General features: G+C 73.3%; 28 protein-coding genes and 1 pseudogene. 15 read left to right on the top strand and 14 right to left on the bottom strand.

The window, feature by feature from the left end; all coding sequences use genetic code 11:
- Positions 1–52 precede the first annotated feature (52 nt).
- The 5 genes and pseudogenes from PINTE_RS03765 to PINTE_RS03750 all read right to left on the bottom strand — a co-directional run bounded on the left by PINTE_RS03765 (position 53) and on the right by PINTE_RS03750 (position 3,732).
- Positions 53–760 carry an ABC transporter permease gene (locus tag PINTE_RS03765; protein ID WP_068426474.1) on the bottom strand — a complete coding sequence of 236 codons (708 nt, stop codon included), beginning with the start codon at positions 758–760 and terminating at the stop codon, positions 53–55.
- A gap of 169 nt (positions 761–929) precedes the next feature.
- On the bottom strand, positions 930–1,442 hold the full coding sequence (locus PINTE_RS25205; RefSeq protein WP_444543857.1) for an AAA family ATPase: 513 nt from the start codon (positions 1,440–1,442) through the stop codon (positions 930–932).
- Positions 1,428–1,778 (bottom strand): annotated as a pseudogene (locus tag PINTE_RS25200) (ATP-binding cassette domain-containing protein); the annotation flags it as partial. The pseudogene PINTE_RS25200 and the gene PINTE_RS25205, both read right to left, overlap by 15 nt.
- Before the next feature lie 62 nt (positions 1,779–1,840).
- Positions 1,841–2,725: an ABC transporter permease gene (locus PINTE_RS03755; protein WP_068426466.1), complete on the bottom strand. Its 885-nt coding sequence runs from the start codon at positions 2,723–2,725 to the stop codon at positions 1,841–1,843.
- On the bottom strand, positions 2,722–3,732 hold the full coding sequence (locus PINTE_RS03750; protein WP_245642780.1) for an ABC transporter ATP-binding protein: 1,011 nt from the start codon (positions 3,730–3,732) through the stop codon (positions 2,722–2,724). The genes PINTE_RS03755 and PINTE_RS03750 overlap by 4 nt, the downstream gene beginning before the upstream one ends.
- Positions 3,733–3,797: 65 nt before the next feature.
- Here PINTE_RS03750 and PINTE_RS03745 point away from each other — a divergent pair, with 65 nt between their 5' ends.
- Positions 3,798–4,559, top strand: a complete 762-nt coding sequence (locus tag PINTE_RS03745; protein ID WP_068426460.1) for a sulfite exporter TauE/SafE family protein — start codon at positions 3,798–3,800, stop codon at positions 4,557–4,559.
- Positions 4,560–4,632: 73 nt separating this feature from the next.
- Here PINTE_RS03745 and PINTE_RS03740 read toward each other — a convergent pair whose 3' ends face one another.
- Positions 4,633–5,850: a cytochrome P450 gene (locus PINTE_RS03740; RefSeq protein WP_068426457.1), complete on the bottom strand. Its 1,218-nt coding sequence runs from the start codon at positions 5,848–5,850 to the stop codon at positions 4,633–4,635.
- Between the two features lie 155 nt (positions 5,851–6,005).
- Here PINTE_RS03740 and PINTE_RS03735 point away from each other — a divergent pair, with 155 nt between their 5' ends.
- The 4 genes from PINTE_RS03735 to PINTE_RS03720 all read left to right on the top strand — a co-directional run bounded on the left by PINTE_RS03735 (position 6,006) and on the right by PINTE_RS03720 (position 8,200).
- Entirely contained in the window at positions 6,006–6,476 is a 471-nt protein-coding gene (locus tag PINTE_RS03735; protein WP_068426451.1) for a MarR family winged helix-turn-helix transcriptional regulator, read from the top strand.
- 169 nt (positions 6,477–6,645) lie between these two features.
- Positions 6,646–7,275 carry a hypothetical protein gene (locus PINTE_RS03730; protein WP_068426449.1) on the top strand — a complete coding sequence of 210 codons (630 nt, stop codon included), beginning with the start codon at positions 6,646–6,648 and terminating at the stop codon, positions 7,273–7,275.
- Complete coding sequence (locus tag PINTE_RS03725) at positions 7,272–7,898, top strand: hypothetical protein (protein ID WP_068426446.1); 627 nt, start codon at positions 7,272–7,274, stop codon at positions 7,896–7,898. The genes PINTE_RS03730 and PINTE_RS03725 overlap by 4 nt, the downstream gene beginning before the upstream one ends.
- Positions 7,886–8,200 (top strand): transcriptional regulator, encoded by a 315-nt coding sequence (locus PINTE_RS03720; protein ID WP_068426439.1) that lies wholly within the window; start codon positions 7,886–7,888, stop codon positions 8,198–8,200. The genes PINTE_RS03725 and PINTE_RS03720 overlap by 13 nt, the downstream gene beginning before the upstream one ends.
- Here PINTE_RS03720 and PINTE_RS03715 read toward each other — a convergent pair.
- Positions 8,164–8,676, bottom strand: coding sequence for a nitroreductase family deazaflavin-dependent oxidoreductase (locus tag PINTE_RS03715; RefSeq protein ID WP_217996485.1), 513 nt, complete (start codon positions 8,674–8,676; stop codon positions 8,164–8,166). The genes PINTE_RS03720 and PINTE_RS03715 overlap by 37 nt on opposite strands.
- Before the next feature lie 61 nt (positions 8,677–8,737).
- Here PINTE_RS03715 and PINTE_RS03710 point away from each other — a divergent pair, with 61 nt between their 5' ends.
- Positions 8,738–9,613: a TetR/AcrR family transcriptional regulator gene (locus PINTE_RS03710; protein ID WP_068426432.1), complete on the top strand. Its 876-nt coding sequence runs from the start codon at positions 8,738–8,740 to the stop codon at positions 9,611–9,613.
- On the opposite strand, the gene PINTE_RS03705 is transcribed toward PINTE_RS03710, so the two are convergent.
- Together PINTE_RS03705 and PINTE_RS03700 are read right to left on the bottom strand one after the other, a co-directional pair.
- Positions 9,603–10,547: a cation diffusion facilitator family transporter gene (locus PINTE_RS03705; protein ID WP_068426523.1), complete on the bottom strand. Its 945-nt coding sequence runs from the start codon at positions 10,545–10,547 to the stop codon at positions 9,603–9,605. The two genes, PINTE_RS03710 and PINTE_RS03705, sit on opposite strands and share 11 nt — an antisense overlap.
- A gap of 130 nt (positions 10,548–10,677) precedes the next feature.
- Positions 10,678–11,271, bottom strand: a complete 594-nt coding sequence (locus tag PINTE_RS03700) for a dienelactone hydrolase family protein (protein ID WP_068426429.1) — start codon at positions 11,269–11,271, stop codon at positions 10,678–10,680.
- Positions 11,272–11,547: 276 nt separating this feature from the next.
- Here PINTE_RS03700 and PINTE_RS03695 point away from each other — a divergent pair, with 276 nt between their 5' ends.
- The 4 genes from PINTE_RS03695 (at position 11,548) to PINTE_RS23805 (ending at position 16,138) form a co-directional block, all read left to right on the top strand.
- Positions 11,548–12,822: a S1C family serine protease gene (locus tag PINTE_RS03695; RefSeq protein ID WP_068426419.1), complete on the top strand. Its 1,275-nt coding sequence runs from the start codon at positions 11,548–11,550 to the stop codon at positions 12,820–12,822.
- A 315-nt stretch (positions 12,823–13,137) separates the two neighbouring features.
- Positions 13,138–14,574 carry a ferredoxin reductase family protein gene (locus tag PINTE_RS03690; protein ID WP_084343186.1) on the top strand — a complete coding sequence of 479 codons (1,437 nt, stop codon included), beginning with the start codon at positions 13,138–13,140 and terminating at the stop codon, positions 14,572–14,574.
- Between the two features lie 41 nt (positions 14,575–14,615).
- Complete coding sequence (locus PINTE_RS03685) at positions 14,616–15,146, top strand: FMN-binding protein (protein WP_068426416.1); 531 nt, start codon at positions 14,616–14,618, stop codon at positions 15,144–15,146.
- Positions 15,146–16,138: an FAD:protein FMN transferase gene (locus PINTE_RS23805; RefSeq protein ID WP_068426413.1), complete on the top strand. Its 993-nt coding sequence runs from the start codon at positions 15,146–15,148 to the stop codon at positions 16,136–16,138. Before PINTE_RS03685 ends, PINTE_RS23805 begins: the two co-directional genes overlap by 1 nt.
- Here the strand turns inward: PINTE_RS23805 and PINTE_RS03675 are convergent.
- On the bottom strand, positions 16,096–16,551 hold the full coding sequence (locus PINTE_RS03675) for an NAD(P)H-dependent oxidoreductase (RefSeq protein ID WP_068426410.1): 456 nt from the start codon (positions 16,549–16,551) through the stop codon (positions 16,096–16,098). The genes PINTE_RS23805 and PINTE_RS03675 overlap by 43 nt on opposite strands.
- A gap of 226 nt (positions 16,552–16,777) precedes the next feature.
- Between PINTE_RS03675 and PINTE_RS03670 the strand changes: the two genes are divergently transcribed.
- Both PINTE_RS03670 and PINTE_RS03665 read left to right on the top strand, forming a co-directional pair.
- Entirely contained in the window at positions 16,778–18,133 is a 1,356-nt protein-coding gene (locus PINTE_RS03670) for a GntP family permease (protein ID WP_068426404.1), read from the top strand.
- A 130-nt stretch (positions 18,134–18,263) separates the two neighbouring features.
- Complete coding sequence (locus PINTE_RS03665; protein WP_068426402.1) at positions 18,264–20,024, top strand: penicillin-binding transpeptidase domain-containing protein; 1,761 nt, start codon at positions 18,264–18,266, stop codon at positions 20,022–20,024.
- Positions 20,025–20,087: 63 nt separating this feature from the next.
- Here PINTE_RS03665 and PINTE_RS03660 read toward each other — a convergent pair whose 3' ends face one another.
- Together PINTE_RS03660 and PINTE_RS03655 are read right to left on the bottom strand one after the other, a co-directional pair.
- Positions 20,088–20,972, bottom strand: coding sequence for a maleylpyruvate isomerase family mycothiol-dependent enzyme (locus PINTE_RS03660; protein ID WP_068426400.1), 885 nt, complete (start codon positions 20,970–20,972; stop codon positions 20,088–20,090).
- 88 nt (positions 20,973–21,060) lie between these two features.
- Complete coding sequence (locus PINTE_RS03655) at positions 21,061–21,672, bottom strand: LysE/ArgO family amino acid transporter (RefSeq protein WP_245642779.1); 612 nt, start codon at positions 21,670–21,672, stop codon at positions 21,061–21,063.
- 70 nt (positions 21,673–21,742) lie between these two features.
- On the opposite strand from PINTE_RS03655, the gene PINTE_RS03650 reads away from it, so the two are divergent.
- A complete protein-coding gene (locus PINTE_RS03650; RefSeq protein ID WP_068426398.1) occupies positions 21,743–22,627 on the top strand; it encodes an ArgP/LysG family DNA-binding transcriptional regulator in 885 nt (294 codons plus the stop codon).
- 53 nt (positions 22,628–22,680) lie between these two features.
- Here PINTE_RS03650 and PINTE_RS03645 read toward each other — a convergent pair whose 3' ends face one another.
- Together PINTE_RS03645 and PINTE_RS03640 are read right to left on the bottom strand one after the other, a co-directional pair.
- Positions 22,681–23,241 carry a TIGR03086 family metal-binding protein gene (locus PINTE_RS03645; protein WP_068426395.1) on the bottom strand — a complete coding sequence of 187 codons (561 nt, stop codon included), beginning with the start codon at positions 23,239–23,241 and terminating at the stop codon, positions 22,681–22,683.
- A gap of 165 nt (positions 23,242–23,406) precedes the next feature.
- Positions 23,407–23,958, bottom strand: coding sequence for a peptidase (locus PINTE_RS03640; RefSeq protein WP_068426393.1), 552 nt, complete (start codon positions 23,956–23,958; stop codon positions 23,407–23,409).
- Between the two features lie 205 nt (positions 23,959–24,163).
- Here PINTE_RS03640 and PINTE_RS03635 point away from each other — a divergent pair, with 205 nt between their 5' ends.
- A complete protein-coding gene (locus tag PINTE_RS03635; RefSeq protein ID WP_157087060.1) occupies positions 24,164–24,859 on the top strand; it encodes a hypothetical protein in 696 nt (231 codons plus the stop codon).
- A 210-nt stretch (positions 24,860–25,069) separates the two neighbouring features.
- Positions 25,070–25,408 carry an HU family DNA-binding protein gene (locus tag PINTE_RS03630; RefSeq protein ID WP_068426386.1) on the top strand — a complete coding sequence of 113 codons (339 nt, stop codon included), beginning with the start codon at positions 25,070–25,072 and terminating at the stop codon, positions 25,406–25,408.
- Positions 25,409–25,703: the final 295 nt, after the last annotated feature.

The raw sequence follows: 25,703 nt of genomic DNA, 5'->3' as shown, positions 1-25,703 counted from the left end.
GGGGGCTGGGGGTTGGGGGCCGAGGGTCGGGGGTGAAGGCAGTCAGGCCCGCTCAGGCCTCGCCGCGCAGGGTGAAGGAGCGGAGCCGGTCGCCGGCGAGCCAGGCGCCGCCGAGGGTGACGACGGCGGCGGCGGCGAGGGCGTAGGCCAGGGGCAGGTCGGGGCCGGAGACCCAGCTGTCGACGGTCTCGGCGACGCGGGCTCCCCACTGCCGCACCGAGACCCACGCGATTCCGCTGAGCAGCTGGCCGAGGGCACCCTCCCACATGAGCACGAAGAGCAACCCGAAGACGACCGCGTAGCGGGTGATCGCCGCCAGCGCGAGGAACAGCGCGCAGTACGCCGTGCCCGCGACGAGACCACCGAGCGTCCACGCCTGCGTCGCCCGCGTCAGCATGCCGTCGAGCACGAACCCGATGAGCGGCAGCGGCAGCACGCCCGCGAGCATCGTCGCCACCCACGCCACGGCGTACTTGCTCAGCGCCACCACGTAGCGGTTCACCGGCTTGGCGAGCAGGTAGACGATCGACCCGTCGTCGACCTCCGGCCCGAGCACCGAGGAGGTCGCGAGCAGCGCGACCAGCGGCAGCACGATCGGGTACGCGAGGTTGGTGACCAGCTGCTCGCTCGTGCTGCCCTCGGCGAACAGCCGCATGAGCACGGCCAGCACGATGAGCGCGCCGGGGAACGCCAGCAGCGCCCACACCCGACGAGCCCCGAGCAGGGCCGAGGCGGCCAGGCGAGCGATGGTGAGGTTCATGGCGACTCCTCGCGTCGGACGCGGGCGGACGGGGCGGGTCGACCCACGCGCGACGCGAGCCGGGTAGAGCTGGCGACGGGCGGCGGGAGCCGGGTGGGTCGGCCGACGCCCGGAGCCCGAGAGGGCCGGCCGAGGCGCCGGGCGGGCGCGGCATCGAGCGGCGGGGCGCTCACGACGCCACCAGGTAGGCGAACACGCTCTCCAGCGACTCGTCGGTGGGGACGAGTTCGTAGATCGTGATACCCGCGTCCCGGGCCCAGCCCGGCAGGCCGGCCGCGAAGGCGCCCAGGTCATCGACCTGCAGTTCGAGGCCGCCGCGCGGGGCCATCGCGACCCCGCGCACGCACTGCGCGCGCATGAGCACCGCCGCGAGCCCCCGGTCGTCGGAGCTGGAGACCGTGTAGTGCACCGGCCGGTCGGTCATCAGCCGACGGATCGCGCCGAAGTCGCCGGAGGCGGCGTGCCGCCCGGCGACCATGACCTCGATGTGCCGCGCGAGCTGCTCGACCTCCTCGAGGATGTGCGAGCTGAACAGCACCGTGCGCCCCTCCTCGCCCATCGTGCGCAGCAGCCGCATGAGGTGGCCGCGCTGGCGGGGGTCGACGCCGTTGAACGGCTCGTCGAGCAGCAGCACCGCGGGGTCGTGCACGAGCGCCGCGGCGAGCTTGATGCGCTGGCGCATGCCCTTGGAGTACGTGCCGATCTTGCGGTCGGCGGGCTCGGCCATGTCGACGGTCGCCAGGGCCCGCTCGGTCGCCGCGCCCGGGTCGGGCAGCTTCTGCAGCTCGGCGTTGGCCCGCACGAACCGGCGCCCGGACAGGTAGCCGAAGCTGATCTCCCGCTCCGGCACGAGCCCGATGTGCCGGTAGATCCCGGTGCGGCGCCACACCGGCTCCCCGTCGAGCGCGACCGACCCCGAGCTCGGCGGCAGGAAGCCCGACATCATGCCCAGCAGCGTCGTCTTGCCGGCGCCGTTGGGTCCGAGCAGGCCCGTGACGCCCGGCCCGATCGTCATCGACACGTCGTTGACCGCCACGACGTTGCCGAACCAGCGCGAGGTGCGGTCCAGCACCAGGGCGCTCATCGGGAGGCCACCGATCGCAGGCGCAGCACGAGCAGCGCGATCCCCAGCACGGGGATGGCGACCGCGGCCCCGACGTACAAGGCGTTGAACAGCGGGGAGTCCGGCGGCGCGAACGACGCCACGTCGGGATCGATCAGGTGCAGCACCCCGGTGTAGATCGAGTACGGCGAGCCCAGACCCGCGAGCTGCGCGATGGCGTCCGCGCCGCGGTCCAGCGCGAGTTGCTGCACGAGCACCACCGCGCCCGGCCCGAAGACGAGCAGCGCGATCGAGGCGACCACCGCCAGTCCGCGTCGCGTGGACAGGGTGCTGATGACCCCGGTGATCGCCGCCAGCATCGCCGCGAGCAGCACCATGCCCGCCGCGGCCTTGGCGAAGGCCGCCGAGTGGGGCGCTGGATCGAGCCCGGTGAGCAGGCTGCCTACGTACAGCACGAGCACCGGCCCGAGGATGAACGCGGCGATCGCGGCCGTCAGCGACAGCCATCGCACCACCGCGTACCAGGCGATGCTCAGCGGCCGCGCCGAGTACAGCACGATCGAGCGGTGCTGCAGGTCGCGGGAGAACAGCACCGGAGCCTGAGCGGCCGCGAACACGCTGATGATCGTCTGCACCTGGTCGGGGTAGGCGGCGTAGCCGGTGCCGATGTCGAAGCCGGTGAACGCGACGACGCCGATCATCACCGCCGCGGGCAGCGTCGCGAAGGCGAGCAGCAGGAACGGCAGCACCCGCGACCGCCCCGAGCGCCCGAGCCCGTACGCGTGCCGCAGCCCGAGCGTGAACAGGCTCCGGGCGATGGAGCCGGTGCCGAGCCGGGGCCCGTCGTAGCCGCGGTAGCCCAGGTCGTGGATGACGCCCCCGCCGGGCGCACTGGTGCTCATCGGGACTCCTCGGCGTGGTCGAGTGCGGCGGGTTTCGCGGGAGCCGGGTCGCTGAAGACGTCTTCGAGCCGGCGGTGGTCGGCCTGCAGGCGCACGAGCCCGAGGCCGAGTCGCTCGGCGGTGTCGCGCACGACATCGTGCACGGGCACCCCGTCGGCGGGCGGGTCGAGGCTGATCATCGCGCCGCGCGCCCGGCACGCCAGACCGGCTCCGGCGAGGGCCTGGCCCATCGCGTCGCGTTCGGCGTGGCCGCCGAGCACCTCGACGAGCAGGGCGCCGGTGCCCTCGAGGAAGTCGCTCGTGGCGCTCGACCGCAGCAGGTGGCCCCCGTCGAGCACGACGACATGGTCGCTGACGCGTTCGAGCTCGCCGAGCAGATGGCTGGTGACGACGACCGCGATGCCGAAGTCGTGCCCGATGCGCCGCACGAGCTGCAGCATGTCGTCGCGGGCCGCGGGGTCGAGGCCGTTCGTCGGCTCGTCGAGGAAGACGAGCCGGGGGTCGTGCACGAGCGCCTGCGCGAGCTTGGCGCGCTGCTTCATGCCGGTGGAGTAGCCGCCCATCGGCCGGTAGCGCTCCTCGGCGAGGCCGACGTGGCGCAGCACGTCGGCGGCGCGTTCGCGGGCGGCCGACGCGGGCAGACCGGACATCCGGCCCATGTGCACGACGAACTCGCTGGCGCTGACATCCGGTGGGAGACAGTCGTGTTCGGGCATGTAGCCGACGACACGACGGATCGCGGGGGCCTCGGCCGCGATGTCGTGGCCGAGCACCTGCGCGGTGCCGGACGTGGGGCGCAGCAGGCCGAGCAGGATCTTTATGAGCGTCGACTTGCCGGCGCCGTTGGCGCCCACGAGACCGGTGACCCCGTCTCCGATCGTCACGTCGAGATCGCGCAGCGCGACGACGCGCCCGAAATCCATGGTCAACGACGCGGTGCGGACGATCGGGCCGGCCCCGGCTCGTGATGAGCGCGCGCGATCGTCTCCGTGCTGTCCCCGTGGCACGGGGTCAGCGTAACCGGCGACACCCTTCGGGCCGCCCGCACCTCACCGTGCGGCAGGCTGTGCGAATGGACGGCGGCACCGCGGGAACGGCTCTGGCGGCCGGCGTCGGCGCGGGCTTCGTCGTCAGCGCCGTGGGCGCCGGCTCCCTCGTGAGCTTTCCGATGCTCCTCTCGATCGGCATGAGCCCGGTCGCGGCCAACGTGACGAACACCGTCGGCCTGGTGCCCGGTGGCATCACCGGCAGCCTCGGCTTTCGCCGCGAGCTCGCGGGGCACGGCGCCGCGGTGCGGGCGGTGGCTGCGACGAGCGCGGCGGGCGCACTTGTCGGCGCGATGTTCCTGCTCGTGGCCCCGGAGTCGGTCTTCGACGCCGCCGTTCCCTGGCTCATCCTGTTTGCCGCGACGCTGGTCGGCGGGCAGCCGCTGATCTCCCGCGGCCTCGCGGCCCGCGGCCGGCCCACCGACCCCACCGAGCGCATGTCGTGGCCGCTGCGGGCCGTCTCCACCGTCATCGGCGGCTACGGGGGCTACTTCGGCGCCGGCCAGGGCGTCATGCTCGTCGGCTTTCTCGCGATCGGGCTGCGCCAGCCGCTGACCGTCGTCAACGGCCTCAAGAACGTCGCCGTGCTCGCCGCCAACGTGGCCGGCGCGCTCGTGTTCATCGCGTTCGGCCCGGTCGACTGGCCGATCGCCGGGCTCGTCGCGGTCGGCTCGTTCGTCGGCGGCTGGCTCGGCGCCCACGTCGGGAGACGGTTGCCAGGCCCCGTCTTCCGGGCCCTCGTCGTGCTCACCGGCTACGTCGTCGGCCTGCGGCTGCTGCTGACATGACCTGCGCCGGCGCTGTCGGCGGCGAGCCGATGACGCGCTCCCACACGCCGATGGCGCGCCGCCGACAGCGAACTCAGCGCGCGACCTCGACGACGATGTCGCGCACGGAGTAGCCGCTGATGAGCTCGTCCCACTCGATGCGCGGGCTGGAGGCGAGCCGCACCGGCAGCGCGAGCAGCCGGGTGAGGAAGACGTCGCTCTCCTGGATGGCGATGGCGTTGCCGGGGCAGCGGTGGCTTCCGTCTCCGAACGACAGGGCCTCCTCGCGCACGCCGTCGGCGAGTTCGCGGTGCGGGCACAGCGACAGCGGGTCGGTGCCCACCGCCTGCTCGTCGGCGTTGCCCCCACGGATGTAGAGGTCGACGAGCGAGCCGGCGGGGATGCGGGTGCCGTCGTCGAGTTCGACCGTGGTGCGGGTGCGCCGGTAGAGGTGCCCGACCACCGGCTCCAGGCGCAGCACCTCGTGCAGGATGCGGTAGCGCTCGGCCTGGTCGCCGGCGAGGTACTGCGCGCGCACGGAGTCGTTCTGCAGCAGGTGCCAGGTGGCCATCGAGATGAACTCGCGCGTGGTGACCATGCCCGCGGCGCCGTAGGTGACGCACTCGATGAGGATCTCCTCGTCGGAGTACCCCGACTCGATGAGGTGCGAGATGACGTCCTGCTGCGGATGCGTGCGCCGCGCGGCGATCGCGGGTTTGACGTCCCGCCGGTTGAACCGCATGAGCGGCGCCATCGTGCGCACGTTGCGCAGCGCGGACACGATGATCCCGAAGCGTCCGGCGGGTCCGCCGCTCTCGATCGGAGGCAGCCCGGTCGAGTCGAAGAACGCCTCGAGGCGCTTGGCCATCGCGTCGCGATCGGAGTTCGTCAGGCCGACGACCTGGGAGGCGACGTCGACGGAGTACCGCATGGTGACCGGGCGCAGGTCGACGCGGCCGCGCGCGGCGATGTCGGCGACGAGGGCATCGGCGCGCTCCTCCATGAGCTCGCGATACTTCTTGCCGACGGTTGCCGGCGCGAAGTAGCGGGCGATCTTGCGGCGCTGGTCGCGGTGTTCGGGCCCGTCGTTGTACAGCACCGGGCGCCGGGCCCGCGGTTGGCTGCGGCGAACGGTCTCCGCGGCGAACCCGGCCTGGGTCACCTCGGCCGAGCGCAGCACCTGACGGACCGCGTCGTGGCCCCGCACGTGCCACGTGTCGCCGATGAGTTCTACTGCGGGAGAAGAAGCATCGTCTCCACGAGAAGTTTTCCGGGCGCCGTGCGGCACCGGACATCGTGTCTGTTGGGTCATCGTTGCCCTCCCCTAGTCCTCTCTGGAGCGTATACGCGCTGGTCAGCGCCCGCCTGTCCACTCGGCGCAGATCACACCGGCCTGAGCGCGAGCCAGTGTGACGAGCGTCCTGGAATCGGTTCTTGATGCGTCACTAATTCACCTACGATGGGGGAATGACCGATGTGCCGTGGCTCGATGACCACCAGCAGCGGGTCTGGCGGGCCTGGTTGCAGGTCAACGCCCGGCTCACCGCCCAGCTGCACCGCCAGATGCAGGCCGACGCGGGTCTGTCCCTGCCCGACTTCGAGGTGCTCGTGCTCCTCACTGACGACCCCACCGAACGCATCCGCGTGAGCGACATGGCCAAGGGCCTGCAGTGGGAGCGCAGCCGGCTGTCGCATCACCTCACGCGCATGGAGAAGCGGGGGCTCGTCGAGCGCGGTGAATGCGCCGAAGACGGACGCGGCGCCGTCGTGCTGCTCACCCCGGCCGGCCGATCCGCCATCGAGGCGGCCGCCCCGGCGCACGTGCGGGCGGTGCGCGGGCTCTTCGTCGACCGGCTCGACGAGGCCGACGTCGCCGACCTCGACCGCATCCTCGGCAAGCTCCTCGCCGGGCTCGCGCCCGCCCACGAGACGGCCTGAGCTCGCCGGGCTCGCGCCCACCCACGAGACGGCCTGAGCCTCGCCGGGCTCGCGCCCGCCCACGAGACGGCCTGAGCCCGTCGCCGCGCCACGCTCGCACCCTTGACTTTGCCTCGCAAAGTGCCGCATGGTTTGTCGTACAAAGTTGGGCGTGTCGACAGGGGCGGACATGAGCGAGAACGCTGTGGGATCGGCCGCGAAGGACCGGGCGATCTGCGCCGTCATCTTCTGCGTGGCCGCGGTGGCCTGGTTCGGCTGGGGGCAGCAGGGCGAGCGCATCGGCGCGGTGCTGGGCCTCGGGTCGCTGGTCGCGGTGTTCGCCACGCTGGTCGCGATCGGCCGGCTGCGGTGCGCGCCGGGCGCTCCGACGATGTCCGTCGACCCGGGGGTGCGGCGCACGTACTGGACGTGGGTGCTCGTCGAGATCGTGCTCATCGTCGGCGGCGCGATGCTGCTGGGCCGGGCGCAGCGGCCTGAGTTCATCCCGGTGTGGACCCTGGCTGTCGTCGGGGGCCACTTCCTGCCGCTGGCCCGCGCGTTTCGCATGCCGCTGCTCGTCGGCGCCGCCGTCGCGAGCCTGGCGGCGGCCGCGCTCGCGTTCGTCGCGCAGGTGCTCGGGTGGGCTCCGGCGCCGACCCTGGCCGGCCTGCTCGGCGGCGCGGTGCTGCTGGCAGCGGGGGTGCTCGGCATGCGCCCGCTCGGCGAGTCTCGGGCGGCGACGTGTCCGGCTGACGAGCCCGAGGCCGACCTGCTTCCGGCCGACCCACCCCCCGTCGACACGACTCGGGGGCTCTCGTGAGCGACGACCGCTTCGACCCGGCCGAGGCGCGATGGCTCCTGGGGGCGCAGGAGCGCACGGTGCGGCAGGCCCTCGACGTGCGCCTGCCGGAGCAGCTGGCGTCGTGGGGGCTGGCGCGGTTCGTCGGTCTCGGGGCGATCTGGCTCCAGGTGCGTGGCCAGCAGCCCTACGTCGGCCCCGGCCCGGCCGCCGCCATCGTGTTCGCCGCGCTGCTCGCGCTCGTCGGGGTCGTGACCGGCCGCCTCACGTGGAGCGCGACGAGCGGCATCGGGGGCGATGCGGGGCGTCAGGGCAGCCTGTACGGCGCGGGCTGGGGGCTCGGGTTCGCCGCGTTGTGGGGCCTGCTCGGCGCCCTCGGCAACGCCGGTGCCACGCCGGGAGTGCTCGGCATCCTCGGCGTGACCGGTGCCCTGCTCGTCGTCGGGCTCATGTACCTGTTCGGCGCGGCGCTGTGGGGGGTGCGCCCGATGGGTGTGCTCGGGTGCTGGCTCCTCGTGCTCGCCGCGGGCGTCGGGTTCGCCGGCCCGGTCACCGCCACCCTTGCGGGCTCGGTGCTCGGAGGCGGTGCCTTCCTGGCCACCGCCGCGTGGCTGCGGGCCGTGCGGTCGCGATGCCCTCGCTGAGCCCGGGCGAGGAGGCGGCGGTGGCCGCCGACCTCGACCCCGTCATCCACGCGCCCGCGCGCCTGCGCCTCATGGTCGTGCTCACCGAGCTGCCGCCGGGGTCGACGATGTCGTTCGCCCGGCTCCAGGAGCTGCTCGGCCTCACCGCCGGCAACCTCATCACGCACCTGCGCCGGCTCGACGACGCCGGCTATGTGCGCACCCGCAAGGAGGGACGGCTCACGACGGCGCAGGCCACCGACCAGGGCCGGGCGGCCTTCGCGACCTACCGCGCGGCGCTGGCCGCGCTGCTCGGCGACTGATCGCGCACCTCGAAGACGGGGTAGCGGTCGGCGACGGCCGCGAACTCCCCCACCGGGGAGCCGGGGTCGACCGGGATGTGCGGACGCCCGCCCGGCACCGTCTGCACGTACCGGGCGAGGATCGGCGCGCGCCGACCCGGGTCGACCTCGACGAGCCGCACCGCGCGCCGCTGCCCGCCGCGCAGCAGCGCCGCCCGGCCGCCGGCCGCTCGCACGTTGTGCACCCACGCGCACTCGCCGAGCATCGAGACGAGATACCACCGCCCGTCGAGGTCGGCCATTCCGAGCGGGAAACGTCGCGGCGCCCCGGAGCGTCGGCCGGCGACCTCGAGCGTCACCCACCGGCGCCCGAGCGGGGTGTGCGCGAACACCCAGGCCCACAGCCGCGCCAGCTCGCGCGCGACCCGGTTGCCGCGCCCCGTGCGGTACATCGCGCGTAGTTGCGCCGCCCGGCGGCCGGAGTAGGCGTTGAGCATCGGAGTCTCCTCCCGACGAGAGGGATTGAGACATCATGTCTCACATGAGACACTACGTCTCATGTCGCCGTCTCGTCAACGCCCGTCCGCGCGGGACCGGCTCATCGCGGTGGCCGTGGAGCGCATCCGCCGCGACGGCATGACGGTCGGCCTCGATCACCTGAGCCTGGAGGGCGTCATCGCCGACTCCGGGGTCAGCCGCGCGACGGCCTACCGGCATTGGCCGAACAAGGCCGACTTCCTGCGCGAGGTGCTCGTGGAGACGGTCCGCGCGACCCGTCTCGTCGGCGAGACCCCCACCGACCTGGCCGACCTCACCCGGCTGCTGCAGGAGGCGGGAGACGGGCTGCGCACGGCGCAGGGCCGCCGCGACCTCGTCGTCGAGGCGCTGCGGCGCACCGCCCAGGCCGACGTCGACCGGATGCGGGCCTCGCCGCAGTGGCAGACGTACCTGGCCATCACCGCCACGTGCCGGGGCCTGCCGCCCGGGCCGCTGCGCGACGACGTTCGGGCGGCCCTCGCCCAGGCCGAGGCGGGCTTCGTCGAGCACCGCGCGCAGGTCTACGCGCGCCTGCCCGGGCTGCTCGGTTACCGGCTCGTCGCGCCGCTGACCGCGCCGGAGGGGTTCACGATCATGGCCTCGGCCTCCGGGGCGATGATGACCGGGCTGCTCGTCACCGCCGCGGCCGGCCCCGATCCCGCCCCGATCCGGCTCGCGCCGTTCGGGTCGTCGCGGCCGGCCGACTGGACGCTGCCCGCCCTGCACCTGGTCGGGGTGCTGCTCGCGCACCTCGAGCTCGACCCCGACGTCGTCTGGGACGCCGCCCGCTGGCGCGAGACGAAGGAGCGGCTCGACGAGGTGATCGCGGCGCTCGAGGCGGGCCGCGCCGACGAGACCGGTGGGGGGCCGCGGCGGGCGCACCCGCTCAGGCCGTGACGTCCTTCTCGCCGGGGCCGGTGAGGGTGAGGATGCAGCGCTCGATGAGATCGTGCCCGTTGAGCTGATCCTCGAGCTCCTCCAGGCGCACGGCCAGCACCGACTCCCGGTCGTCGGAGGAGAGGTCGACGGCCGCGACCATGAACAGCTTCGAGGGCCCCACCCACTCCAGGTGCAGGAACGTCACGCGGTCGACGTCGGGGTGCGAGCGCAGCGACTGCAGCACCTGCCGGCGCAGCGCGGGCCGGGCGGCCTGGCCGACGAGGAACTGCGCGTTGCGCATGATGAGGATGAGGGCGACGACCCCGAGCAGCACGCCGACGAGGATCGAGCCGATCGCGTCGTACATCGCGTTGCCGGTGAGCTCGTGCGCGAGGATGCCGCCGCCGGCGAGCAGGATGCCGATGAGCGCGGAGAAGTCCTCGAAGAACACGGCTCGCAGCGTGGTCTCGGAGGTGTTCATGACGAACCGCAGCGGACGCATTCCGTAGTGCCGGGCCTGGTGGCGGGTCTGCCGCACGGCCTGCAGAAACGAGGTGCCCTCCAACACGAACGCGATGGCGAGCACGAGGTAGGCGACGAGGTAGTTGGTCTCCGCCTCCGGGGCGTTCAACTGGCCGATGCCGTGGCTGATCGACAGCACCGACCCCGCCGTGAACAGCCCGAACGCGGCGACCATCGCCCAGACGTAGGCGGCCCGGCCGTAGCCGAACGGGTGCGCGTCGTCGGCGGGCATCTCGCTGCGGCGTTCGGCGACGAGCAAGAAGACCTCGTTGCCGGTGTCCGCCCAGGAGTGCGCCGCCTCCGCGACCATCGACGCCGACCCGGTGATCGCCGCGGCCACCGTCTTGGCCACCGCGATGAGCGCGTTGGCGGCCAGGGCGATGAGCACCGTCAGCAGCCCCGCGGAGCCGGTGTCCGGCGGAGTCGGCAGCGACGTGTCGGCCGAGGCATCGGAGGTGGACGAGCGCCGCGAGTCGCTCGTGGGGGAGTCGGTCACGGGCCGTAATGCTAGTCCGCCGACCGCGCGCCCGCAGCGCCGCCGCACCCGCCGTGTGCGCGACTCACCCGCTGCGGTCGCACAGGTCGACGGCGGCGAGGAGACCGAGGGCGCGGCGGGTCAGCTGCTCGGCGGCGGCCTCGTCGTAGTCGGGCAGCCCGGGGTCGGCGAACAGGTGACCGGCGCCGGGGTAGAGGAAGAGCGCGGCGCGGGGGCTGACGGCCAGCAGGTTGCGGGCGGCGTCGATGTCGCCGTCGCCGACGAACCACGGGTCGTCCTCCATCGCGTGCACCTGCGTCGGCACCCCGGCCGGCCAGGCTCCGAACGTCGCCGCCGGCACGCACGAGTGGAACAGCAGAGCGCCGCGGGCGCCGGGACGGGTCTGCGCCAGCTGCTGCGCCGGCAACACCCCGAGGGAGAAACCCGCGTAGACGACGGCCGGCGACACCTCGCGCGCGGCGACCGCGCCGCGCTGCAGCACCGCCCGCAGCCCGATGTTGTCGACATAGGCCATGCCCTCGGACAGGTCGTCGAACACCCGACCCTCGAACAGGTCGGGGGTGTGCACGGTGTGCCCCGCCTCCCGCGCGGTGTGCGCGAATTGCCGCACACCCTCGGTCAATCCGTGTCCGTGATGGAAAAGCAGCAGCTCGGCCATGGTGGCGTCCTTCGAATACCGCTCGCGGACGAGGCTGACATCGCCGTGCCGGCACGCCCTCGTGTGTAAGCCGTATCACTCACTGTCTCGCGTTATCGACGATTTCGGAGGACGATGGAACATTCCGGGGGGCGAGTCAAGGGCCAGTCAAGGACGAGTCAACCGTGCAGGGCACAGGCTCAGCACAGGTTAGACAGATTTCCGACACACCCGCCTCCGGTGAACTGCGGTTCACAGGCCGACCGTGCCCGTCGTGCAGCAGCCTCAGGAGGAGAAGTGTCGCGTCGCATCCAGCACAGGCGCCCGCGGGCGCGGTATTGGGGTGCCGTCGCCGTGGTCGTCGCGCTCGCGGCCCCCGCCGCAGCCCTCGCCCCCTCCTCCCTCGCCGCCCCGGGCGAGGGCGCCACCATCGGTCAGCAGGCCGACTCGCAGGATTCTCCCTTCGACCTCGGGCGCTGGCTGCCGTTCCTCGACCGTTCCGACGAGGGCGGCTCGGGTTCCGAGGGTTCCAACGGCTCCAGTGGTCGCGTGCCCGGTCTGCCCCCGGGGCACCCCGACATCTCCGGTGGATCGGGCGGCTCCGACCCTGCGTCGCCTCCCGCCTGGGGTGACCCGGGTTCCGGCGGGCCCGCCGAGCAGGCCAACGCGCGGCTCGGCGCGCGGGTCGACTCGGCGCCCGGCGTCGTGCTCATCACCTCCACGCTCGCGCAGGGGGAGTCGGCCGGCACCGGCACGATCCTCACCGCCGACGGCCAGGTGTTGACCAACTACCACGTGGTCGAGGAGTCGACGAACGTGCAGGTCACCGTCGCCGACACCGGAGACAGTTACGAGGCCACGGTGCTCGGCGCCGACAAGACCCACGACGTCGCGCTGCTGCAGCTGCAGGGCGCCTCCGGGCTGACGACGATGCGAATGGACACCGACGGCGTCTCGGTGGGCGAAGCCGTCACCGCCTACGGCAACCCCTCCGGCTCCGACCGGCTCTACCAGGTCTCCGGCACCGTCACCGCCACCGACGACTCGATCGAGGTCGGCGACAGCCTCATGTCGATGACCTCCTCCAAGCTGAGCAACCTCATTCGCACCGACGCCGACGTGATCCGCGGCTACTCCGGCGGGCCGCTGCTGGACGACGCCGGCGAGATGGTCGGCATGACGACCGCCGCGTCGACGGGCAGCAACCCCGACGGATACGCGATCCCCATCGAGCGTGCCGAGTCGATCGTCGGCGTGATCCGCGGCGGGCACGACAGCGGCACCGTGCGGGTCGGGCCCACTGGGGCGCTCGGCGTCACCGTCTCCTCACAGCGCGGCAGCGGCGGAGTGGTCGTCGCCGACTTCGCCGACGACAGCCCGGCGCGCGCCGCGGGCATCACCGCGGGCGCCCGCATCACCGCCATCGGCGACACCGAGGTGGCCGACGCCTCCGCCCTCAAGGAGGCCGTGTCCGCCCACGAGCCCGGCGAGCAGGTGACGGTCGCGTGGACCGACGCAGCGGGCCGGTCGCACACCACGACCGTCACCCTGGGCGCGAGCCCGGTCAATTAGGGCACGTCGCCCGGCCCCTCGCCCGAGCTTCCGGGTGTCACCCGAGGCCTGGAGACGAGAATCGCTGACATACTCCGATCGCGGCGCCCGGAGCCTGCGCGTGACCTGCGGTGATGCCGCCGTTCCGCGGCCCAGGTGAGGAGTGTGTCAGCCGACTTCGTCTTCAGCCGCCGCTGGGGCGGCGCTCCAGCGCGGACGAGGCTCGGGCGCGGGGTCGGTCACTGACGGACGTGACGTGCCGGGCGGCGACGGGTACACAGGAACCGCATAGCTTCGCGGTAGGGCCGGCATAGCGGCCGGTCGGAGCCTGTAGGCATGTCAGATACGCAGACCCGGACGCGGCCGACCGACCGCCCGGTCCTCACCCCGGCCCCGCCGTCTCACCTCGACGGCCCGCGCTCGCACGACGTGCCGGCCTGGTGGCCGGTGGCCTGTCAGGCCCTGGTGTGGGCCAGCCTGCTCGTCGTCGTCACCCTGTGGCTGGCCGGTGGCGGCCTGGTCGGGCTGACAACCGTGTGGGACGTGCTGAGCACCTCCGGCCGGCTCACCGCCCTGTTGGCCTCCGACCTGCTGCTCATCCAGACGCTGCTCATGGCGCGGATCCCGTTCGTGGAGCGCGTCTTCGGCCAGGACGACCTGGCCCGAGCGCACGCCGAACTCGGCATCAGCTCGGTCACGCTCATGGGCGCCCACATCGCGCTCTCCGTCGCCGGCGAGGCCGGCTCGACGAGCACCGTCCTCTCCACGCTGTGGACGATGATCTGGACCTGGCCCGGCATGCTCATGGCCGCGCTCGGCACCGCCTGCCTGCTGCTCGTGCTGGTCACCTCGGTGCGCGCCGTGCGCTCGCGGCTGCGCTACGAGACGTGGCACCTGCTGCACCTGTACGCCTACCTCGGCGTGTTCTTCGCCGTGCCGCACCAGCTGTGGAGCGGCACCGACTTCGAGAACTCGCCGGTCGCCTCCGCCTACTGGTGGGCGCTGTGGATCGCCGCGGCCGGCTCGATGCTGCTCTTCCGGGTGCTCGTGCCGCTGTACCGCACCCGCCGCCACCGCCTCGTCGTGACCGGCGTGCGCACCCGAGGCGCCGTCACGACCGTGACGATGACCGGCCGCCGCCTCGACCGGCTGCACGCGCAGGCCGGGCAGTTCTTCCAGTGGCGCTTCCTCGGTCGGCCGGGGTGGACTCGCGCCCACCCCTACTCGCTGTCGGCCGCGCCCGACGGCCGCACGCTGCAGATCAGCGTCGCCGCCGTCGGCGACGGCAGCCGCGAACTGGCCGACCTGGAGCCGGGCACCCGGGTCGCCATCGAGGGCCCCTACGGCCGCATGCACCCCGGCGTGCGCACCCGCCGCCGCGTCGTGCTCTTCGCCGGAGGCATCGGGGTCGCGCCGATGAAGTCGCTGCTCGAGGGCCTGGAACAGGCTCCGGGTGACGTGACCCTCGTCTACCGCGCCGGCGCCGGCGACGACGTGCCGCTGCTGCCCGAGGTGAGCCGGGCCGCCGCCGACCGCGGCGCGCAGCTGCGGCTGGTCGCCGGCCACCGCGCCACCGGGCGGGACTCCTGGCTCCCGCAGGAGTGGGCCGCGCAGCTCGGCGACGCCGAGGCGATCCTCACCCTCGCGCCCGACATCCGCGACGCCGACGTCTACGTGTGCGGCGCCCCCGAGTGGATGGACCGCGTCACCGCAGCCCTCGCCGACCTCGGCGTCGACGCCGACCACGTGCACCTCGAACGCTTCGCCTACTGACGGCGACCCGACCTTTCGACCGACTCTTCAGGAGAACAGCAATGTCCGACAAACGCCTCAAGCGCAACGTGTTCGTGGGAATGAGCACGCCGTCGATCGCGATGCTCGCCTTCGGCTTCGACGCCGGCAACAACGCCGCCGCCGGCACCGCCGCCACCGGCACCGCCTCCGCGAGCTCCCCGAGCGCCGCCTCCGGGTCGGGCTCGGCCTCCGCGGCCGGCGGCACCGGTTCGAGCGGCTCGACGGGGTCGACCGGCTCGACGGGCTCGACGGGCTCGAGTTCGTCGAGCAGCTCGGAGCAGACCTACACCGGCGAGGCCGTCGACACGCGGTACGGGCCGGTGCAGGTGCAGATCACCGTCTCCGGGGGCAAGATCACGGCGGCCACCGCGGTCGAGTACCCGAACACCGACGGGCACGACGCGATGATCAACAGCCGCGCGGTGCCGGTGCTGGAGGACGAGACCGTGCAGGCTCAGGGCGCGACCATCGACAGCGTCTCCGGCGCCACCTTCACCAGCCAGGGCTACATCACCTCGCTGCAGTCCGCGCTCGACCAGGCGAACCTGTGATGAGCGCGACGATGGAGATCCCCGTGCGCCCGGTGGCTGCTGCCGGCCCGACCGACCCGACGACGGTGCCCGCCGCGGCCTGGTCGGCCCCGGTCTCGACACCGGCTCCCGTCCCGGCCGGAGCCCCCGACAAGCGCGCGTTCGTGCGCCAGATCATGGGCATGCCGATCAGCATCCACGTGCGCGGCCCGCAGGCCCGCGACCCCCGCTGGCAGCATCGCGTCGAGGCGATCGTCGAGACCGCGTTCGCCGAGTTGGTCTGGGTCGACGAGACGTTCAGCCTGTGGGAGCCCGACAGCCCGCTGTCGCGGATTCGCCGCGGCGAGCTGACCGTCACCGACCTGCGCATCGACGACCCGGCGGCGGCCGACGCGATGGAGGAGGTCTTCGCGCTGTGCGAGGAGGCGTCCCGGTGCACCGAGGGCGCGTTCCGCTGGCTGTGGCCGGCGCCCGGCTCCGACCCGGAGTCAGCCGGGCAGCTGCTCATCGAGCCGACCGGGCTCGTCAAGGGCTGGGCCATCGAGCGGGCCGCCACCGTGCTCGCCGAACTCGCCGGCGTCGGCGAGGGACTCACGTTCTGCCTCAACGCCGGCGGCGACATCGCGGTCGGCGGCCGCGAGGGCGGCGCGGCCGACCGGCCGTGGCGGCTGGCCGTCGAGGACCCGCACGTGCCCGGGCGCGTCGCCCGAGTCGTCGAGCTGACTTACGGCGGGTTGGCCATTCCGGCACCGCCGCCCGCGGGGCGCACCTGCTCGACCCAGCCACCGGTGAGCCCGTGCCGTGGACGGGCAGCGTCAGCGTGTGGGGCCCGTCGGTGTTGTGGTCCGACGTGTGGGCCGCCGCCCTGTTCGTCGGACCCCTGTCGCTGGAGGCGCAACTGCGCGCCGAGCCCGGGTGGCGCGTTGCGCGCTACTAAGGGCTCCGACGGCCGGGCCGGCCGCTGCTCCGGCTACTCGAGCGCGAGCGCGGCGAGCGTGCCGCCGAGTTCATAGGCGGCCTCCCGGTGGGAGTCGGTGACGTCGCCGAGCACCTCGAGCACGTCGAACCCCTGCCGCCACGGCAACGCCCCCGCGATCGTCTGCACCGAGCGGACCGCGCCCGTCGTGTCGTACCGGCCGTGCACGTACAGGCCGTACGGGGTCGCCCTGGCAGAGCCGCCCGAGCCGGAATCGGCGGCGCCGCCGTCGTCGCCGAGAGCGCCGCCGATGCGCAGGAACGTGGAGTCGAAGAAGTGCTTGAGCGCCCCGGACATGTACCCGAAGTTCGCGGGGGTGCCCAGCAGCACGGCGTCGGCGGCGAGCACGTCGTCGGCGTCGGCCTCCAGCGCCGGCCGCACGACGACCTCGACGCCCTCGATGAGGTCGTCACCGGCTCCGGTGGTCACCGCCTCCGTGAGCTCGCGCATCGACGCCGACGGGGAGTGATGGACGATGAGCAGGCGAGCGGTCTTCGCCTCAGCGTAGGTAGAAGCGCGGCGACTCTGCCCGGGCAGATGCCGGGCCGGCGCGAGGGATGAGGAAGATACATCTTGGGCTATTACCCCACTGAATGAGTGCTCAGGAGCGCTACATTTCGCAGACATGCCTCGATGGAGCGGGTGGCCCGCTCACGCGTGTGAGGGGAGTCTGCTCGTGGTCGCACTACACACCGCTATCGCCATCGTCCTGGTTGTTCTGCTCATCATCCGCTTCAAGGTCGATCCCGTGATCTCGCTGGTCACGGCCTGTTTGTACCTGGGGCTCGCCTCCGGGGTGGGTTTCGTGGAGACGGTCGAAGCGATCACCGCGGGCTTCGGGGAGATCATGGCGAAAGTCGGTCTTCTCATCGGGTTCGGAGTGCTCATCGGCTCACTCCTCTACGCCACCGGCGCGTTCCGCGCGATGGTGCGGGCGCTGCTGAAAGCGGTGGCCGCGGGCAAGCTGCCGTACGCGATGGCCGTGGCGATGTCGACGATCTTCCCCTCGATCTACGTCGACGTGCAGGTGGTGCTCGCCTCCCCGGTGGCCCGCTCGACCGCCCCGCACATCGGCGACCGCGGGCTGCCGCTCATGGCGGGCGCGCTGGGCACCGGCATCTTCTGCGGCTACGTGTTCGTCATCCCCGGCCTGGCCGCGATCTCGATCGCCGGACTGCTCGGCATCCCGCTCGGCACGTGGCTGCTGTTCGGCATCGTCATCGGCCCGGTGGCGGCCCTGCTCACGGTGTTCATCTTCCGGATGATGCTGCGCACGCGGTACTGGAAGCCCGAGGTCGACGAGGAGCCCGACGAGGCGATGCTCGAGCAGGAGGCCAAGGCCGCCGAGGCCGCGGCGGCGGGCGACGAGGGGCACACTCCGTCGCTGCTGATCTCGATGCTGCCGATCGTCGTGCCGCTGCTCATGATCGGGTTCGGCGCCTTCGCCGAACTGTTCGAGTTCACCAACCCGTTCATCGACTTCCTCGGCAACGCCAACGTCGCGCTGTTCGTCGGTCTGCTCGGCGCCTACGTCATGGCGCGCCGCGCGATCGGAGCCGAGGGCACCGGCGAGGCGATGTCCGAGGGCTTCCACACGACCGGTGAGATCCTCCTCATCACCGGAGTCGGTGGCTCGCTGGGCGCGGTCATCGAGGCCACCGGCCTCGACAAGACCCTCGCCGACCTGTTCTCCGCCGACGCCGGCGCGCCGCTGATCATCAGCATCCTGCTCGCGTGGTTCATCGCCGCCGTGCTGCACCTGGCCATCGGGTCGGTGTCGGTGGCGGCGATCACCGCGGGCGGCATCATCGCGCCCGTGCTGCACTCGATCGACGTCGCGCCGGTCGCGATCGGCCTGGCGATCGCCTCGGGTTCGCTGTTCGCGCTGCAGGTCAACAGCAACTTCTTCTGGATGTTCAAGGCGCTGCTCGGCCTGTCGACCCAGGGGGCGCTGAAGACCCTGACGATGGTGACGATCATCGCCTCCATGGTGTCGCTGCCGATGGTGCTCGCCGTCGCGCTCGTCGCGTAGCGGGTCGCTCGCGGCGGGGTCGGCTCCCCGCCCCGGCCACGGCGCCGAATGCGCCGCCGGCCCGCTGGTCAGGGCCGCCGGAGTCGGCGTGCCGACGAGTGGGCGGCGGCCATCCGTCAAGATTGACCCCGTGAACAAGGTCTGGGCGGGCATCCTCGGCATCGCGCTGGCGGTGGCCATCGCCGCGGGCGGCTGGTGGGTGTCGGGCCGGTTCGCCGAGCGGGTGTCCCAGGCCCGGGCCGACGCGCAGGCGGTGGCCGCGGCGCTGACCGCGGGACGGGTCCCCGACGGTGCCGGAGCCGGTGTCGTCGAGCCGCCCGACGACCTGTCGCGCGTGCTGGCGGGCATGGGGTCGATCCCGCACGAGGTGGCCGCCGACGGCGTCGACCTCACGAACGGCGGCGACGTCGCCCAGATCGGGCTGCGGCACACGTGGCGGGTGCAGGCCGACAAGCCGCCGTGGACCTACCGCACCACCGCCCACCTCGACTGGACCGACGACGGCTGGCGGCTCGCGTGGGACCCGGCCGTGCTGGCTCCGGGATTGGGCGCGACCGAGCGGTTGAGCGCCGAGCGCCTGCAGGGCCAGCGCGGTCGCGTGCTCGGCGTCGGGGACGAGGTCTTCGACCCGCAGGAGCCGCTGGCCCGGCCGCTGCTCGGCAGGGTCGGCCCCGCGACCAAGAAGGTGGCCGACGCCTCCGGCGGCCGGGTGCACGAGGGCGACACGACCGGCCTGTCCGGGTTGCAGGCCGCGCAGGACGCGACGCTGTCGGGCGCGGTCGGCTACGCCGTGCGTGCCGTCGACGACGGCGACGGAGCCACCGGCGGGGCCGGTGACGGCGGCGCCGGCAGCCACACCTCGGCGCGCGAGTTGCACCGCGTCGACCCCGTCGACGGCACCGATGTGCGGGTCAGTCTCGACCGGCGCGTGCAGGAGGTTGCCGAGCGGGTGCTCGCCGCGGTGGGGCCGGCGTCGGCGATCGTCGCGATCCGCCCCAGCGACGGGCACGTGCTCGCGGCGGCGAGCGGCCCCGGCAGCCAGGGCTATTCGACGGCGACGCTGGGGCAGTACTCGCCCGGCTCGACGTTCAAGATGGTCACCGCCGAGGCGCTGCTCGCCAGCGGCATGACGCCCGACTCCCCGGTGCACTGCACCCCGACGGCGACCGCCGGCGGGTGGCCGTTTCGCAACTACAGCGACTACCCGCCGTACCGGCTCGGCACGATCCCGCTGCGCACCGCCATCGCCGAGTCGTGCAACACCGCGCTCATCAACGCCGCCGACGTCGCGACCCCGCAGGCGATGACCGCCGCCGCCACCGCGCTCGGCCTGCTCGCCGAGCCGTCGCTGGGGACGCTCGCCTACCTCGGTCAGTTCCCGACCGACGTCAACTCCACCCAGCACGGAGCCGGTCTCATCGGCCAGGGCCACGTGCTCGCCTCCCCGCTGGGCATGGCCACCGTCGCAGCCTCGGTCGGCGCGATGCACACGGTGACGCCGGTGCTCATGCTGCCTGCCGAGGAGGCGGAGGAGGCCGAGGGGCCGGCGCCGACGGTCAGCCCCGGAGCGACCGCGACCGGGTCGCCCTCGCCGTCTCCGTCACCGACCCCGTCGGGACCGCCGGTGCCGAGCGGGCCGGAACTGGCCTCGATCATGCGCGGCGTCGTCGCGGGCGGCACCGCGTCGTTCCTGCGCGACGTGCCCGGGGAGCCGGTGCTCGCCAAGACCGGCACCGCCGAGTACGGCACCGAGGACCCGCCGCGCACCCGCGCGTGGATGATCGGCGTGCAGGGCGACCTCGCCGTCTCCGTCTTCGTCGAGGACGGGAAGAGCGGTTCCGGCACCGCCGGACCGCTGCTCGAGCGGTTCCTGCGCGGCGTCGCGCGGTAGCGGCTCGCTGGGGTCGGCCGCGGTTGGCCGGGTTCGCTGGCTCGGCGGCGGTCTCGGCGCGGGTTACGGCACGACGTTGAGCTGCCGCAGCACCCGATCGGCTGTCTCCCGGGCCGGCCCGGAGTCGGGCTCGACGCGCACGTCCGCGTGCTGCGGGGCGAGCCGTCCGGAGGCGAGCAGCAGCCAGGTCACGTCGTCGGTCGCGAGCGTGACCACGGGGGAGTGGGCTTCGGATTGCTCGGTGTCGGGCTCGGTGGCGCCGTCGGACGCCTGGCGGGAGCCGGGCTCGGGCGGCTCGACGGGGGCGGCCCGGCCGTCGTCGCCGACGCGCGCGGCGAGCACGCGGCCCTGCGGTCCGTCGACGCGTAGGACGACGGTGGTGCCCGGCGGCAGCCGCCGCAACGCGATCGGGAACGCCCGGGCGAACACGCCGGCGACGTGCGCGGCGCCGGCCGACTCGGTCTCGACACCGGCTCCGACGGCCCGGCGCAGGTCTTGCGCGTGCATCCACAGGTCGATGGGCCGGTTCGTCAGCCAGGTGCGCAGGTCCCAGTCGAGGGCGCCGGCCAGGCCGGGGGCGGTGGCCTTCGGGTCGGAAAGGTCGAGGTCGGCGAGCGCGTCGGGGCGGGCGGCGCAGGCGGCCGCGAACTCCTCGAGCAGGGCGGCCGGGCTGGCGTCACGGCGGGCGGTGACCCCGGCGTGCGTGACCTCGGTGGGCATCGGCCCGTTGCGCCGCGAAGGGCTGACCTCGACGGTGCCGCCCGCGGGCTGGGGGAGGACGGCGGCCTCGCTCTCCAGGTGGGCGAGGTGGGCCACGAGGTCGCGCACGGTCCAGCCGGGCAGGGCGGTCGGGCGGCTCCAGTCGTCGTCGCCCAGGCCGCGGGCGACCGCCAGCGTCGCGGTGGCCGTGTCGTCCCAGAGCCGGATGAGGTCGGGCATCGTCGCCATGGGCCCACCCTAGGCGGTCGGCGCCGGGGCTCTCGGGGCTCCCGCGCTCCCGGATCTCGGGGCATCAAGGCTCAGCGGCCCCCGGCGCTCAGCCGCCGAGCGCCAGCAGCGCGGCGATCGTCAGCATCGTCACGCCGACGACGACGTCGATGATCTGCCAGGTGCGCGGGTGCGCCAGGCGCGGCGCGAGGGCCCGGGCGCCGAGACCGAGGGCGGTGAACCACACGAGGCTCGCGACCATCGCGCCGCCGCCGAACCACCAGCGCTCCTGCGGGCCGTGCTGATTTGCGATGCTGCCGAGCATCAGCACGGTGTCGAGGTAGACGTGCGGGTTGAACCAGGTCAGCGCGAGCGTCGTCGCGACGACGGAGCCGGCGGCCACCGTCTCCCCGGCGTGCAGGCCGCTGGAGCGGCGCGCCGAGAGCAGGCTGCGCACCCCGAACCAGGCGAGGTAGAGCGCGCCGGCGTAGCGCAGGCCGGTCAGCGCGGCCGGGTGCAGGGTGCTGATGGCGCCGATGCCGGCGACCCCGACGCTGACGAGGATCGCGTCGCTGATCGCGCAGATCGCGATGACGAGGCCGATGAACTCCCGGCGCAGCCCCTGCCGCAGCACGTAGGCGTTCTGGGCGCCGATGGCGAGGATCAGCGAGCCGCCGGTGGCGAATCCGGCGGCGGCCGTAGGCAGGACCGAGGTGAGCACGGCTTCGACGCTAGGCCCGCCATGCTGTGAAGGCCAGCGAATGATTCTTGGGATTCGTTAGAATCTCTTCATGCATCCGGATCAGCTGGCGGCGCTCGTGGCGGTCGTCGACACCGGCTCCTTCGAGGCGGCGGCGCGGGAGCTGCGCATCACGCCGTCGGCGGTGAGCCAGCGGGTCAAGGCCCTCGAGCGGGCGTGGTCGCGGGTGCTCGTCGTGCGCACCAGCCCGTGCGTGGCGACGCCCGACGGGGAGGTGTTGCTGCGGCTGGCGCGGCAGGTCGCCGAGCTGGCGGCCGACGCGTCGGCCCAGCTCGACCCCGACGGCGCGGGCCGGCGCCGGCTGCCGGTGGTCGTCAACGCCGACTCGCTCGCCACGTGGTTCGCCGCCGTGCTCGCGGAGGCGGCGACGTGGGACGACTGCATGCTCGAGCTGCTCATCGAGGTCGAGGACCACGGCACCGCGCACCTGCGCACCGGGGAGACGGTGGGCGCGGTGACCTCCGATCCCGCGCCGGTGCCCGGCTGCACGGTCGAGCCGCTCGGGGTCATGCGCTACCTGCCGGTGTGCACACCGGAACTGCTCGACCGGCACGGGCAGCGGGCGGGCGACCCCGACTGGGCTGCGCTACCGATGGTGCGCTTCAGCGACCGCGACGACCTGCAGCACCGGCTGCTCGCCCGGCACGGCGTGGCCGCGGCGCACACGGAGCACCGCATCCCGTCGTCGCAGGCGTTCGCGTTCGCGGTGCGCCGCGGGCTGGGCTGGGCGCTGCTGCCGGAGGCGCAGCTCGGCGACGCCCTGGCCACGGGCGCCCTCACCCGCCTCGGCGGCGCGCGCGAGCACCTCGACGTGCACCTGGCCTGGCAGAGCTGGCGCCTCGGCTCGGCCCGCACCACCCGGCTCGGGGAGGCCGTGCACCGCGCCGCCCGGGCGGGGCTGCGGGCCGCTCGCTAGCGGCCTTCTTCAGGGCGGCCGGGCGCCGGCCCGGCACTCGACGTGCTCGGCGCTCAGGCCCGGGTGCGCCCGAGGTAGGCCATGAGCCGGTCGGTCTCGCTCGCGCCGGGCGGCGGCTCGACGGCGGGCCCGAACGGCCCTGACCGCAGCTGCTCCTCGGGGATGCTGCGCACGAGGTTCTCGACGTGGGCGAGCAGCTCGTCGGGCAGATCGAGGGCGCGTCCGCTGGAGGCGGCCAGATCCCAGGCGTGCACGGCGAGGTCGGCGATGGGCAGCGCGAGGGCCTGCGGCAACGGCAGCTCGCCGCGCGGCGAGGACACCACCTGGCTGGGGTCGGCGCTGATGATCGCGTCCGCGGCGCGGGCGGCGGTGTCGTGCCAGCGGGCCACGGTCTCGGCCTCGCCGCCGTCGCCCGCGGCGTCGGCGGGCGTGCCGGCGTAGTCACCGCCTCCCATGGCCGTCAGCGCCTTCTGCACGGTGCCGGTCACGTGGGCCAGCACGTCGAGGGCGGTCCACAGCTCACACGGAGAGGCGGCCCGCCAGTCGGTGGTCGCCTCCACCTGCTCGCTCACCAGGTCGAGGCCCTCGGCGAAAAGGGTCGTTGTGTCGCTCATGCCCCCACCGTAGGCGGGGCCCTCGACCCCTCGCTCGAAACTGCGTGTCGCGGTCAGGACTGCGACACGAACAGCAGTTCTCACCACGACACGCAGTTTTCAGGGACGTTGGCGGGTGTGTTCGGGGACGTTGGCGGGGTCGTTCGCGGGTCGTTCGGGAGGTTGTCAGGCGGCGATGAAGGCGGAGAGGGCGGCGGTGTCGGCGTCGGTGAGGGGGTCGATGCGGCCGCGGCTGACGAGCTGGGTGACGGTGCCGTCGACGGCGGCCTGCGCCCACGCCGCCCGGTGGTCCAGGCCCAGGTGCGGCAGGCCCGGCAGGAACACGCACCCGGAGGCGGTGTCGAACCCCGGGTCCGACGGGATCGTGTGCGACGGCGGGTGCAGCACGACGAGACCGTGCGGCCGCGGCGCCGCGAGCGCGCCCGGCTTCAGCGCGTCTTTGCCGACGACCTGGCCGGCGGCGGTGATGATGCCGACCGCCTTGGGATGCGGCCGGTCGGTCAGCTCGTCGTGCACCGCGTACACCGTGCTCGTCGGCAGCAACCCGGGCACGGCCGCCATCCGCACGGCGAGCACGAGGAACTTCGCCCACTCGACGGTGTTCTCCGGCCACCGGCCCAGCAGCAGAAAGCCACACAGCGTTCCGCGCGATTCCAGCGGCGCGATCTCGACGTCCTGCCCCGCGGATTCCTCGCTGTGACGTGCATCTTCACTCATGACCGCCTCCTTCGCCGTGCACCAGAGGTGAATCGCAAGCTTGCCCCCAGGCCGACCGCCCCGGCAATAGCGGGTGACCGATCTGTGATGCGCACCTATCGGCCGAGCATGACATCCCGACCAGCGAATCGGGCCGAAGCCGCCCGAGATTGCACGACGACATGTGCGGCTCGCAGACCCTCCCGCGGCGCCCTACCGTCGAGACATGATGACACGATCTGTCCGTTTCGCCAGGTCCCTCCCGCTGACCGCCACCCTCGCGATCGGGCTCGCGATCGCCGGCTGCGGCAACGGGGCGGAGCAGCCCGCCGCGCCTGAAGCGCCCGCCCCGCCGAACCCCGCCTCCCCGACGCCGACGCCGGAAGCCACCGGCGCGACCGACCAGGCTCCGCCGCCGGGAGACGCCACCCAGCAACCGGGCACCGCCACCGACCCGACCGCCCAGCCGACCGACCAGCCGACCGACACCGAGTTCGCCGGGGGAGCCTGCGCGAGCACCGTCGGCGCGCTGACCATCACCCGCGACATCACGGTCGCGTCCGGCGCCACGTGCGTGCTCGAGGGCACCCGCGTCGACGGCGACGTCAAGGTGGCCTCCGGTGGCACCGTGCGCCTCGTCGACGCCCGCATCGACGGCGACGTGCAGGGGCAGGGGCACGCCGCCGTCACCGTCTCCGGCGGGCAGGTCGACGGCAACATCCAACTCGAGGCCGGCGACGCCGCGACCGTCGAGCGCGTGCGCATCGACGGCGATCTCCAGGCCGAGCGCAACACCGGCGCTCAGCGTTTCACCGGCAACACCATCGACGGCAACCTGCAGTGCGAGGGCAACACACCGGCTCCGAGCGGCTCGGGCAACCGCGTCAACGGCAACAAGGAAGGCCAGTGCGCCTCGCTGTGAGAAGGAGCCTGAGGCGGGGCGACTGGCTACGCTGAAGATGCCTGGGCGCGCGATGCGCCGGGTGACATGGTCGGGCGTGGGGTCACGTCCGACTCGTCTCCGGACACTGAAACCGGACATCCGTAAATGCCCGGCTGTGCCCGACCCACACGCGAGCGCTTTACCAACATTTGACCTACGTTGTGGCGCAACGCGATCGGAGGTGGGCCGGTGAACAAGACGGATCTTGTTGACGAACTGGCATTGCGACTGGGGAGCAAGCGACAGGCCGAATTGGCGGTCGAGACCCTGACGGATTTGATCATCCGGTGGGTCGCTGACGGAAAGGATGTGCGCGTCCACGGCTTCGGGGTGTTCGAGCGCGCGAACCGCTCGGCCCGCCGGGGTCGCAACCCGCGCACCAATGCCGACGTGCCGATTCCTCCCGTGGCGGTGCCGCGGTTCCGCCCCAGTGACACCTTCCGCCAGTACGTGGCGGAGCCGGAGACGCTTCCGCGCGGACGTCCCGCCGCGCGCCGGCGTCCGCGAGCGACGGATCAGGCCTCCTGACCATCGCCACAGGGAGCTCAGAATGCTCCGAATTACGGTGTCTTTCAATCGAGCCCGTCGACCATCCCCGGAATATTCCGGGATGGTCGACGCCACGCGGCCTTGTCCGATCGGGCATCTACGCGGTTAACGCGCACGCGGTTATCCGGCTTCGCGTGGGGGCCTCCCGGCGCGCCCCACAGGCGGTTCGCGGCCGCGGCCGGGCGCTCGAGGCGGTCTCGCGCAGCTGCCCGCCGAGGGCCTGTGGGCGAGCCTGGGCGGCGCCGGCGGGCGGCCGTTCCCGTCCTCTCGCGGG

Origin of the sequence: Piscicoccus intestinalis NBRC 104926 (assembly GCF_001515525.1) — a bacterium.
Taxonomy (GTDB): Bacteria; Actinomycetota; Actinomycetes; order Actinomycetales; family Dermatophilaceae; genus Kineosphaera; species Kineosphaera intestinalis.
The sequence above is the reverse complement of the archived record's forward strand: the minus strand, read 5'-3'. Positions and strand labels throughout refer to the sequence as shown.